This window comes from Burkholderia sp. 4NA327C6, assembly GCF_005502655.1.
In the GTDB taxonomy this organism is placed as follows: Bacteria; Pseudomonadota; Gammaproteobacteria; order Burkholderiales; family Burkholderiaceae; genus Burkholderia; species Burkholderia contaminans.
The window spans coordinates 168,796-180,514 of record NZ_SCNZ01000007.1; the positions used below are offsets into that span (position 1 = coordinate 168,796).

Sequence of the window (11,719 nt, forward strand, 5' to 3'; positions counted from 1 at the left end):
GGACGCAAGCTTAAGTGATTGACCGCAAAAGGTAAAACAGGTATGCTTTCCCGCTTTTCGTCGGCAGGCTTCCGTTGTGGTGGCGCCTGCCGGGTCTTCGGAAGTAAAGTACGTCATCCGCGGATGAGCCGTACGCGAGCGGTACCAAGCCGGATCCGCAAGTCAGCCTGTAGGCAGGAGCGCACATGAACACTTCTTCTGGCAAACCGGCTGCGGCGCTTGATCCGCATGCGATCGACCTGTTCGAGTTCGCCCGCAGCGGGCGGCAGGCAGCAGGTGCGGTGCGCCTCTCGCAACTGCCGCGCATGTTAAACGAAGTGCCTGCGGACGCGCCAGATCGCGACACGGTCTTCACATGGCAGGCGGAAGGGTTCACCCAGAAGGAGTTGCAGGACGACGGCGCCGATGGGCAGCAGCCGTATCTGCGCCTTGCGGTGCACGGCCAGGCGTGGCTCACGTGCCAGCGCTGCATGACCCCGTACGACCAGGCGTTCGACGTCGACATGACGTACCGGGTCGTCGCGACCGAAGAAGAAGCTGAAGAATTTCCGCTCGACGACGATGAAGCCGATGTGATCGTGGGCTCACGCCAGTTCGATCTCGTCGACTTGATCGAAGAGGAATTGCTGCTTTCGTTGCCGCTCGTGCCCAAGCACGAGGTTTGCCCGGCAGTTCACGAAAGCCTCGTGTCGGGTGCGAGCGGTCCTGTGGAAGAGGCGGACGAAGAGTCCGGCGAAGCCGCGGACGAAGGCAAACGGCCGAATCCGTTCGCAGCGCTGGAAGCGCTGAAGAAGGACGGTGACGGCACCAAGAAACACTAAGCAGTTGTGGCGCGGGAAGGCGTAAAGGCTTTGGGCCAGGGTAGTTAAGCGCCGGATCGGGCTGTGTTAGAATCCGGAAAATTATTTAGGAGTTAGTCATGGCAGTCCAGCAAAACAAGAAGTCGCCGTCGAAGCGCGGCATGCATCGTTCGCACGATTTCCTGACGGCAGCGCCGCTGGCAGTCGAGCCGAGCACGGGTGAAGTGCACCTGCGTCACCACGTCAGCCCGAACGGCTACTACCGCGGCAAGAAAGTCGTCAAGACGAAGAACGACTAAGCGTCAAGTCACGCGTTGCGCGCTACGCTTGCCGTTCGCGTGACAACTGGTTCGCTTGACACTTTCCTGGCTCAACAAAAAGGCGGCATTCAACTGCCGCTTTTTTGTGCCTGAAATTCGTCGCATTCCATGACCGTAAAGCTCACAATCGATTGCATGGGAGGCGACCACGGCCCGTCCGTGACCGTTCCCGCGGCAGTCAAGTTCGTCCGCGCGCATCCCGATGCGCACCTGATGCTCGTCGGCATCGAAAGCGCGATCCGCGCTCAGCTGAAAAAGCTGAAAGCCCTCGACGATCCCGCGCTGACCATCGTTCCCGCCACCGAAGTCGTGGCGATGGACGACCCGGTCGAAGTGGCGCTGCGCAAGAAGAAGGATTCTTCGATGCGCGTCGCACTCAACCACGTCAAGGAAGGCGCGGCGCAGGCCTGCATCTCCGCCGGCAACACCGGCGCGCTGATGGCCGTTTCCCGTTACGTACTCAAGACGCTGCCCGGCATCGAGCGGCCCGCGATCGCGTTCGCACTGCCGAACCCGACCGGCTACACGATGATGCTGGACCTTGGCGCGAACGTCGACTGCGAACCGCAGCACCTGCTGCAGTTCGCGGAAATGGGGCACGCACTCGTGGCGGCGCTCGAAGGCAAGGAGCGTCCGACGATCGGCCTGCTGAACATCGGCGAAGAGGTGATCAAGGGCAACGAGACGATCAAGCGCGCAGGCGAACTGCTGCGCGCCAGCACGCTCAATTTCCGCGGCAACGTCGAAGGCAACGACATCTACAAGGGCACGGTCGACGTGATCGTGTGCGACGGCTTCGTCGGCAACGTCGCGCTGAAGACGTCCGAGGGGCTCGCACAGATGCTGTCGGACATCATCCGCGAGGAGTTCGGCCGTTCGCTGATGTCGAAGCTGATGGCGCTGCTCGCGCTGCCCGTCCTGATGCGGTTCAAGAAGCGCGTCGACCACCGCCAGTACAATGGCGCGGCGCTGCTGGGGCTGAAAAGCCTCGTGATCAAGAGCCACGGTTCGGCCGATGCCTACGCGTTTGAGTGGGCGATCAAACGCGGGTATGATGCCGTCAAAAACGGCGTGCTGGAGCGCCTCGCGCGCGCGATGGCGGATAATTCAGTGTCGCTCGGCGAAGGCGAACACGACGCGGGCGGTGCGGGCCATGCAAGCCCTGCCGCAGGCCATCACGCCGAACCTTCCGCTGCGCAATCCTCTAAAGCATAAATGGCCCAATCGACTCTCTATTCCCGCGTGCTCGGCACGGGCAGCTATCTGCCGCCTGACCGCGTCACGAACCAGCAGTTGACCGATCGTCTTGCGAAGGAAGGCATCGAGACGAGCGATGAATGGATCGTTGCGCGCACGGGTATCCATGCGCGCCATTTCGCCGCACCTGACGTCACGACCAGCGACCTCGCGCTCGAGGCGTCGCGTCGCGCGATTGAAGCCGCCGGCATCGATCCGCAGTCGATCGACCTGATCATCGTCGCGACTTCGACCCCCGATTTCGTGTTCCCGAGCACCGCGTGCCTGTTGCAGAACAAGCTCGGCATCAAGAACGGCGGCGCGGCATTCGACGTGCAGGCGGTGTGTTCGGGCTTCGCGTACGCGGTGGCGACGGCCGACAGCTTCATCCGCAGCGGCCAGCACCGCACGGCGCTCGTCGTCGGTGCGGAGACGTTCTCGCGCATTCTCGATTTCAAGGACCGCACGACCTGCGTGCTGTTCGGCGACGGCGCGGGCGCCGTGATCCTGTCCGCATCGGAAGAGCCGGGCGTGCTCGGCAGCGCGCTGCATGCGGACGGCAGCTATTCGAACATCCTCTGCACGCCGGGCAACGTCAATCGCGGCGTGATCGAGGGCAGCGCGTTCCTGCACATGGACGGGCAGGCCGTGTTCAAGCTCGCGGTCAACGTGCTCGAGAAGGTTGCGATCGAGGCGCTCGCGAAGGCGAATCTCGCGCCCGAGCAGATCGACTGGCTGATTCCGCACCAGGCCAACATCCGCATCATGACCAGCACCTGCCGCAAGCTCGGCCTGCCGCAGGAGCGCATGGTCGTGACGGTCGACCAGCACGGCAACACGTCGGCGGCGTCGATCCCGCTGGCGCTCGACGCCGCGGTGCGCGACGGTCGTATCCAGCGCGGCCAGCACGTGCTGATCGAAGGCGTCGGCGGCGGCTTCACCTGGGGCGCGTCGGTCTTCCGCTACTGATCCGCGGCGCGCGACTGCTGCGCGCGGATCCCATCGGCGCGCCATTCGCGCGCGCCGTCCGAATCGATTCAATTGGGGACGATATGAAATTTGCATTCGTATTTCCGGGGCAGGGCTCGCAGGCGGTCGGCATGCTCAATGCATTCGCCGATCTGGCCGTCGTGCGCGAGACGCTCCAGGAAGCGTCCGATGCACTCAATCAGGATCTCGGCAAGCTGATCGCCGAAGGCCCGGCCGAAGAGCTGAACCTCACCACCAACACGCAGCCCGTGATGCTGACCGCAGCCTATGCGTGCTATCGCGCGTGGCAGCAGGCGGGCGGCCCGGCGCCGGCGATCGTCGCCGGCCACAGCCTCGGTGAATACACGGCGCTCGTCGCTGCAGGCGCGCTCGCGTTCAAGGACGCGGTGCCGCTCGTGCGCTTCCGTGCGCAGGCGATGCAGACGGCCGTGCCGGTCGGCCAGGGCGGCATGGCCGCGATCCTGGGCCTCGACGACGACACGGTGCGCGCGGTCTGCGCCGAAGCCGCGGAAGCGGGCGTCGTCGAAGCGGTGAACTTCAATGCACCCGCACAGGTCGTTATCGCAGGCAACAAGGCCGCAGTCGAAAAGGCCTGCGAGATCGCGAAGGCGAAGGGCGCGAAGCGCGCACTGCCGCTGCCGGTGTCGGCGCCGTTCCATTCGTCGCTGCTCAAGCCGGCGTCGGACCAGCTGCGCGACTATCTTGCGAACGTCGACGTCAAGGCGCCGCAGATTCCGGTCGTCAACAACATCGACGTCGCCGTGGTCAGCGATCCGGCTGCGATCAAGGATGCGCTGGTGCGCCAGGCCGCGGGCCCGGTGCGCTGGGTCGAGTGCGTGCAGCACATCGCGGGCACGGGCGTCACGCACGTGATCGAATGTGGTCCGGGCAAGGTGCTCACCGGCCTGACGAAGCGCATCGACGGCAACCTGACGGGCGCGTCGGTATTCGATCCGGCTTCGCTCGACGAAGCACTCAAGCTGGTGACCGCCTGACGCGGCGCCTTTTCTCAAGAGACGGATATTCGATTCATGGACAAGACTCTCGATAAACAGGTTGCGATCGTCACGGGCGCATCGCGCGGCATCGGCCGCTCGATCGCGCTCGAACTCGCGCGCCTGGGTGCGACGGTGATCGGCACGGCGACGAGCGAATCGGGCGCCGCTGCGATTACCGCAGCGTTCGCGGAAGCGGGCGTCACGGGCCGCGGCGCGGTGCTGAACGTCAACGACGCGGCAGCCGCCGAGGCGCTGATCGACGCGACCGTGAAGGAATTCGGCGCGCTGAACGTGCTCGTCAACAACGCGGGCATCACGCAGGACCAGCTCGCGATGCGCATGAAGGACGAGGACTGGGACGCGGTGATCGACACCAACCTGAAGTCGGTGTTCCGCCTGTCGCGCGCGGTGCTGCGCCCGATGATGAAGGCGCGTGGCGGCCGCATCATCAACATCACGTCGGTGGTCGGCTCGGCCGGCAACCCGGGCCAGGTCAACTACGCGGCCGCCAAGGCCGGTGTGGCGGGCATGACGCGTGCGCTTGCGCGTGAAATCGGCAGCCGCGGCATCACCGTGAACTGCGTGGCGCCGGGCTTCATCGACACCGACATGACGAAGACGCTGCCGGAAGAACAGCAGGCCGCGCTCAAGACCCAGATTCCGCTCGGCCGCCTCGGCAGCCCGGAAGACATCGCCCATGCCGTCGCGTTCCTCGCATCGCCGCAAGCCGGTTACATCACCGGTACGACGCTGCACGTGAACGGCGGCATGTACATGTCGTAACGATTTTCGTTTACCATCCGCGCCGTATCCCGTTTTTCAGGCGGATCGGCGCTTGATCGACCATCAAGCCAACGCGCGTTTTGGCGTCAGCAAACCTGATAAAATGCGCGCACTTGTAAATCTGAACTTTCCCTCGGAGGGGTAATGGACAACATCGAACAACGTGTCAAGAAGATCGTCGCTGAACAACTGGGCGTCGCGGAAGCCGAGATCAAGAACGAAGCTTCGTTCGTGAACGACCTGGGCGCCGACTCGCTCGACACCGTCGAACTGGTGATGGCTCTGGAAGACGAGTTCGGCATGGAAATCCCGGACGAAGAAGCAGAGAAGATCACGACCGTTCAGCAAGCGATCGACTACGCTCGCGCAAACGTCAAGGCGTAACGAGCGCCTTTCGCGCTTGTCCGCCACGTCGCCGCGATCTTCGCGATTGACGCGCCATCCTGCCGGCTTCGCGCCGGACGGACTAACAGCCACAGGGCTCGCAGGGCTGGTTCCTGTGGCCACTGTGGCTTTTGTTTTTGTCATCCAATAATGGAAAAGAGGTTACCGTGAGCCGCCGTCGTGTTGTTGTTACAGGCCTGGGGCTGATTTCGCCTGTTGGCAATAATGTTGCCGACGGCTGGGCCAATCTCGTCGCCGGCAAGTCCGGTATTGCCACCGTCACGAAGTTCGATGCGTCGAACCTCGCCTGCCATTTCGCGGGTGAAGTGAAGGGTTTCAGCGCCGAGGAGTACATCCCGGCGAAGGAAGCCCGGAACATGGATACGTTCATCCATTACGGCATCGCCGCCGGCGTCCAGGCCATCAAGGACAGCGGGCTGGAAGTGAACGAAGCCAATGCGGAACGCATCGGCGTGCTGGTCGGTTCCGGCATCGGCGGCCTGCCGATGATCGAAGATACCCACCAGACCTACGTCGATCGCGGCGCACGCCGGATTTCGCCGTTCTTCGTGCCGGGTTCGATCATCAACATGATCTCGGGTCACCTGAGCATCATGTTCGGGCTGAAAGGCCCGAACCTCGCGGCTGTCACGGCTTGCACGACCGGCCTGCACAGCATCGGCCTCGCAGCGCGCCTGATCCAGGCCGGCGACGCCGACGTGATGGTCGCGGGCGGCGCCGAATCGACCGTGTCGCCGCTCGGCATCGGCGGTTTCGCGGCCGCGCGCGCGCTGTCGACCCGCAACGACGATCCGGCCACCGCGTCGCGTCCGTGGGACAAGGACCGCGACGGCTTCGTGCTGGGCGAGGGTGCCGGCGTGATGGTGCTCGAGGAGTACGAAGCGGCGAAGGCACGCGGTGCGAAGATCTACGCGGAAGTCTCGGGCTTCGGCATGACGGGCGACGCGTACCACATGACCGCGCCGAACATGGACGGCCCGCGCCGCTGCATGGTCGCGGCACTGCGCGACGCCGGCGTGAACCCGGACGAGGTCCAGTACCTGAACGCGCACGGCACGTCGACGCCGCTGGGCGACAAGAACGAGTCCGACGCGGTGAAGGCGGCCTTCGGCGAGCATGCGTACAAGATCGTCGTGAACTCGACGAAGTCGATGACGGGCCACCTGCTGGGCGGCGCGGGCGGCCTCGAATCGGTGTTCACGGTGCTGGCGCTGCACAACAACGTGTCGCCGCCGACCATCAACATCTTCAACCAGGACCCGGAGTGCGATCTCGACTACTGCGCGAATACCGCGCGTGACATGAAGATCGACGTTGCCGTGAAGAACAACTTCGGCTTCGGCGGTACCAACGGCACGCTGGTGTTCAAGCGCGTCTGACGCCGCAATCGCTTGACGAGTCCATTCGATGCTCCGGCCGGGCGTCCGCAGCGCTTTGCGTTGCGGGCCTCGGCCGTGTCGTATCTCGTGCTGGCCGTGTTCGTCGCTTCGGCTACCGCGTCGGCCTACCTGTTCTGGGCGCCGCGCGCGGGCGCTACCGCCGGCGCAGGCGTGTCGGCCGTGACGGCCGCGCTGCTGGCCGTGTGTGCGGCGCGGGCCTGTGCCCGCCGGCTGCCGGCCGAGTTGCAGATCGACGCCTTCGGGGAAGTCGCGGCGTTTGGCCGCACCGGGCGCCTGCTGGCCCGCGGCCGCGTGACGGGTCATGCGCACTGGAGCAGCCTGCTGCTGGTGCTGTCGGTCGGGCAGGGCGCCCGGCGGGCCCGGCCGCTGCTGATTCCGGCCGATGCGCTCGACGCCGCATCGTTCAGCGCGCTTTCCGTGCTGGCGAGAACGGCGGGCGCGGCGGGGCGGGTTTGACGGCGGCACGGTTACCTACCGTAACCAGCGGCCGGCGCGGGAACGCTACAATAGCGCTCCGCGTTGCATCCCTAGTTAACGGATTTGTCAGGTGAGTGAAAAAGAAATCGATCAGGCTCTGGTCGAGCGCGTACAGAAGGGCGACAAGGCAGCGTTCGAACTCCTGGTCTCCAAATACCACCGCAAGATCATTCGGCTGATCTCGCGCCTCGTGCGGGATCCCGCCGAGGTCGAGGATGTGGCCCAGGACGCGTTCATCAAGGCGTATCGTGCGCTGCCGCAATTCCGCGGCGAATCGGCGTTCTATACGTGGTTGTACCGAATTGCCGTCAACACGGCGAAGAACTACCTTGCGACGCAAGGCCGCCGGGCGCCGACCTCGACCGAGGCCGATGCGGAGGAAGCGGAAACTTTCTCCGACGCAGACCAACTAAGGGATATCAACACGCCTGAGTCGATGTTGATGAGCAAGCAGATTGCCGAGACGGTCAACGCTGCCATGGCTTTGCTGCCCGAAGAACTGCGCCAGGCAATTACGCTGCGCGAGATCGAGGGCCTGAGCTACGAAGAGATCGCGGAAATGATGGGCTGTCCGATCGGGACGGTCCGGTCGCGGATCTTCCGCGCACGCGAGGCAATCGCTGCCAAATTGCGTCCGCTGCTCGATACGCCCGAAGGCAAGCGCTGGTAAGCGCGACAGGCGGAGCGACGCGGGTCGGGGTCTAGTTACGGTTAGAGTCGTGAAGTTACGACGGGGTGTGCAAGATGGGGAGCATCATGGGGTCGGTCAATACGCAGTCGCAGGCGTGCTCGCGCGGCGAGCGCCTTTCCGCGCTGGTCGACGGCGAAATGTTCGATGGCCCGGACAACGGGCAGTTTCTGGCTGAGCTCAACCGCGCGGATCGCGCTGCGTGGGCCCATTACCACCTGATCGGCGATGCGCTGCGCTCGGACGAGCTCGCGCTGTCGCCTGCGCTGAGCGTTGCGTTCACCGCGCGCATGTCGGCTGCGCTCGAAAGCGAGCCGCACCTGCTCGCGCCGGCAGCCGCACCCGTCGCGCGCAAGCTGCTGTCGCTGCGCCGGCGCGTCGTGCCCGCGTTCGCGGTCGCTGCCGCGGCGGCCACGCTGACGTGGATCGTCGTCCCGCAAATGCAGACGGCCGGTGCCCCGGGCGCCGTCCAGGTCGCGTCGGCCGGTGCGCCGCAAGGCGGCAACCTGCAGCGCGTGACGGTTGCGCAGGCATCGGCCCAGCCGGGCCTGCAGGACGTCAACATCATCCGCGACGCCAGCCTCGACCAATATCTTGAAGCGCACCAGCAATTCGCGCAGCAGCCCGTCGTCACGGGTTCGATGCCGCTGATCCGCGCTGCCGTGACCACCACGCCAGGCCAATAAACCCGATGCGGACATTGCAGTTGAATCACGCCATCTCCGGATGGAAGCGGTTGCCGGCCCTCCTGCTTTGCGCAGCCGCCCTGTTGTCCGTTCAATCACTTCCTGCCAGCGCCCAGCAACCGGACGATCCCGTCGCGACCCGCAAGGGTGCCGCCGACTGGCTCGACCGTGTCCAGCAAGCGGCGCAGCAGCAGAGCTACGAAGGCACGTTCGTCTACCAGCGCGGCGGGTATGTGCAGTCGTCGCGCATCGCGCACGTCGCGTCCCGCGACGGCGAGTTCGAGCGTATCGAGACGCTCGACGGCAAGCCGCGCAAGCTGCTGCGGCACAACGACGAGCTGTACACGTTCGTGCCCGAGCGCAAGCTGTGCGTGGTCGAGCGCCGCCAGACGCGCGACTCGTTCCCCGCGCTGCTCGGCGCGAGCGGCGAGCACGTGATGTCCGTCTACGACGCGAAGTCGCTCGGCAAGGACCGCGTGGCGGGAATCGACGCGCAGGTGGTCGAGCTCGTGCCGAAGGATGCGTACCGCTTCACGTACAAGCTGTGGGCCGACGCGCGCACCGGGCTGCTGCTGCGCTCGCAGACGCTCGATGCGAACGATCACGTGCTCGAGCAGATCGCGTTTTCGCAACTGCAGACGGGCGGTGCAAGCGGCGACAAGGCCGCAATCGCGGCCGGCATGCGCAACCTGAACGGCTGGACGGTGGTACGGCCGCCGGTCGCGACGGTCGACATGGAAGCGCAAGGCTGGCAGCTCGCCCCGAGCGTGGCCGGTTTCCAGAAGATTCGCGAAGTGCGCCGGCCGATGGCCGCGCGTGACGCGGGCGAGCCGCCGATCCCGGTCGATCAGGCCGTCTTCACCGACGGTCTCGCGACGATCTCGGTTTTCATCGAGCCGGCCGAAAAGAACACGCGCAAGGAAGGCGCGGGCAGCACCGGTGCAACGAACGTTCTCGTGAAGCGCCGCGGCGACTACTGGATCACCGTGCTCGGCGAAGTGCCGCCGGCTACGTTGCAACAGTTCGCGTCTGCCATAGAATACAAGGCTTCCAAGTAACGCTACGGCTTCCGACATGATGAAACTCACGCTGCGCAAATGGCTCGCAGCGGCGGCGCTGTCTGCCTGCCTGCCGCTCGTGCCGCATACCGCGTTCGCGGTGACGGCTCCCGCTGCCAGCCTGCCCGACTTCGCCGACCTGGTCGAGAAGGTCGGGCCGGCCGTCGTGAACATCCGGACAACCGCCAACGTGCCGACGAGCAGCGGCCCGCGCGGGATGCTCCCGCCGGGCTTCGACAACGGCGACATGTCGGAATTCTTCCGGCGCTTCTTCGGCATTCCGTTGCCGCAGGCGCCCGGCAACGGTAGCGGCAATGGCGGCGGCAATCCGAAGAACGCGCCGACGCCGGACAATCCGCCCGACACCGAACAGAATCGCGGCGTCGGCTCGGGCTTCATTGTGTCGGCCGACGGTTACGTGATGACCAATGCGCACGTCGTCGACGACGCGGACACCATCTACGTGACGCTGACCGACAAGCGCGAATTCAAGGCGAAGCTGATCGGCGTCGACGATCGCACGGACGTCGCGGTCGTCAAGATCCAGGCGTCGAACCTGCCGGTCGTCGCGATCGGCGATTCGAACAGGGTGCGCGTCGGCGAGTGGGTCGTCGCGATCGGCTCGCCGTTCGGCCTCGACAACACCGTCACGGCCGGCATCGTCAGCTCGAAGAGCCGCAACACGGGCGACTACCTGCCGTTCATCCAGACCGACGTCGCCGTGAACCCGGGCAACTCGGGCGGCCCGCTGATCAACATGCAGGGCGAGGTGATCGGCATCAACTCGCAGATCTACAGCCGTACCGGCGGCTTCATGGGCATCTCGTTCGCGATTCCGATCGACGAGGCGATGCGCGTGGCCGACCAGCTGAAGGCGACGGGCAAGGTCACGCGCGGCCGGATCGCGGTCGCGATCGGTGAGGTGACGAAGGACGTGGCCGATTCGATCGGGCTGCCGAAGGCCGAGGGCGCGCTCGTCAGCAGCGTCGAGCCGGGCGGTCCGGCCGACAAGGCAGGCATCCAGCCGGGCGACATTATCCTGAAGTTCAATGGCCGTTCGGTCGACACGGCGTCGGACCTGCCGCGCATGGTCGGCGACACGAAGCCCGGCACGAAGGCGACGGTCAGCGTGTGGCGCAAGGGTCAGGCACGCGATCTGCCGATCACGATCGCTGAAACGCCGGCCGAAACGACGGCGAAGGCCGAGCAGCGCAAGAACGCGCCGCAGAAGCCGCGCCAGACCAATTCGCTCGGTCTGACGGTCAGTGACCTGACGGCCGAACAGATGAAGACGCTGAAGCTGAAGAACGGCGTGCAGATCGATGGCGTCGACGGCCCGGCCGCCCGTGCGGGCTTGCAGCGCGGCGATATCGTGCTGCGCGTCGGCGACACCGACATCACGAACGCGAAGCAGTTCGCCGAAGTGACCGCGCAGCTCGATCCGCAGAAGGCGGTTGCGGTGCTGGTGCGGCGTGGCGACAACACGCAGTTCGTGCCCGTGCGGCCGCGCCAGAAGTAACGCGCCGATGTTCACGCTCTACGGCCGCGGCTGGTGCCACCTGTGCGACGACATGCGCGACGCACTGGCGCCGGTGGCGGCCGAATTCGGTGTCGCGGTCGATTACGTCGACATCGACACCGACGAGGCGCTCGTCGCCCGCTACGACGAGGACGTGCCCGTGCTGCTGCTGGACGGGGCGGAGGTATGCCGCCACCGGTTCGACGACGCCCGGGTGCGCGATGCGCTGACGGCGCGGCGACGAGCCTGACCTGCCTCCGGCGGGCGTCGCTTCGCATGGGGCTTGACCCGGCGGGCGCCCCCGGCGGGCCGCTGCGCGGCCCGGCGTTGGAAATACCGCCCGGCGAAGGCCTTTTCGG

Annotated in this window: 14 protein-coding genes; all 14 read left to right on the top strand. The window is 65.6% G+C overall.

Annotation, left to right across the window (positions count from 1 at the left end):
* The first annotated feature begins 185 nt into the window (after positions 1 to 185).
* On the top strand, positions 186 to 821 hold the full coding sequence (locus tag FFS49_RS10180) for a DUF177 domain-containing protein (RefSeq protein WP_105816304.1): 636 nt from the start codon (positions 186 to 188) through the stop codon (positions 819 to 821).
* A 98-nt stretch (positions 822 to 919) separates the two neighbouring features.
* Positions 920 to 1,099, top strand: a complete 180-nt coding sequence (gene rpmF / locus FFS49_RS10185) for a 50S ribosomal protein L32 (protein ID WP_006051932.1) — start codon at positions 920 to 922, stop codon at positions 1,097 to 1,099.
* 129 nt (positions 1,100 to 1,228) lie between these two features.
* The gene (gene plsX / locus FFS49_RS10190; protein ID WP_039348406.1) at positions 1,229 to 2,335 is read left to right on the top strand and encodes a phosphate acyltransferase PlsX; all 1,107 of its coding nucleotides are present in this window, start codon (positions 1,229 to 1,231) and stop codon (positions 2,333 to 2,335) included.
* Positions 2,336 to 3,325, top strand: coding sequence for a beta-ketoacyl-ACP synthase III (locus tag FFS49_RS10195; RefSeq protein ID WP_039348403.1), 990 nt, complete (start codon positions 2,336 to 2,338; stop codon positions 3,323 to 3,325). It begins immediately after the preceding gene.
* Positions 3,326 to 3,408: 83 nt separating this feature from the next.
* Positions 3,409 to 4,341 (top strand): ACP S-malonyltransferase, encoded by a 933-nt coding sequence (fabD, locus tag FFS49_RS10200; protein WP_039348400.1) that lies wholly within the window; start codon positions 3,409 to 3,411, stop codon positions 4,339 to 4,341.
* 36 nt (positions 4,342 to 4,377) lie between these two features.
* Complete coding sequence (fabG, locus tag FFS49_RS10205) at positions 4,378 to 5,127, top strand: 3-oxoacyl-ACP reductase FabG (protein ID WP_006476504.1); 750 nt, start codon at positions 4,378 to 4,380, stop codon at positions 5,125 to 5,127.
* Between the two features lie 144 nt (positions 5,128 to 5,271).
* Positions 5,272 to 5,511, top strand: coding sequence for an acyl carrier protein (gene acpP, locus FFS49_RS10210; protein WP_004197638.1), 240 nt, complete (start codon positions 5,272 to 5,274; stop codon positions 5,509 to 5,511).
* Positions 5,512 to 5,678: 167 nt separating this feature from the next.
* Positions 5,679 to 6,911 (top strand): beta-ketoacyl-ACP synthase II, encoded by a 1,233-nt coding sequence (gene fabF / locus FFS49_RS10215; RefSeq protein WP_039348395.1) that lies wholly within the window; start codon positions 5,679 to 5,681, stop codon positions 6,909 to 6,911.
* Positions 6,912 to 6,923: 12 nt separating this feature from the next.
* Entirely contained in the window at positions 6,924 to 7,388 is a 465-nt protein-coding gene (locus FFS49_RS10220; protein WP_039348392.1) for a hypothetical protein, read from the top strand.
* Between the two features lie 91 nt (positions 7,389 to 7,479).
* Complete coding sequence (gene rpoE / locus FFS49_RS10225; protein WP_006490873.1) at positions 7,480 to 8,079, top strand: RNA polymerase sigma factor RpoE; 600 nt, start codon at positions 7,480 to 7,482, stop codon at positions 8,077 to 8,079.
* An 86-nt stretch (positions 8,080 to 8,165) separates the two neighbouring features.
* Positions 8,166 to 8,783, top strand: coding sequence for a sigma-E factor negative regulatory protein (locus FFS49_RS10230; RefSeq protein WP_027788009.1), 618 nt, complete (start codon positions 8,166 to 8,168; stop codon positions 8,781 to 8,783).
* 5 nt (positions 8,784 to 8,788) lie between these two features.
* Positions 8,789 to 9,841, top strand: a complete 1,053-nt coding sequence (locus tag FFS49_RS10235) for a MucB/RseB C-terminal domain-containing protein (protein ID WP_039348382.1) — start codon at positions 8,789 to 8,791, stop codon at positions 9,839 to 9,841.
* A 16-nt stretch (positions 9,842 to 9,857) separates the two neighbouring features.
* Entirely contained in the window at positions 9,858 to 11,360 is a 1,503-nt protein-coding gene (locus FFS49_RS10240; RefSeq protein WP_071334153.1) for a DegQ family serine endoprotease, read from the top strand.
* A 7-nt stretch (positions 11,361 to 11,367) separates the two neighbouring features.
* A complete protein-coding gene (locus tag FFS49_RS10245) occupies positions 11,368 to 11,610 on the top strand; it encodes a glutaredoxin family protein (RefSeq protein WP_071334154.1) in 243 nt (80 codons plus the stop codon).
* The last annotated feature ends 109 nt before the right edge of the window (positions 11,611 to 11,719 follow it).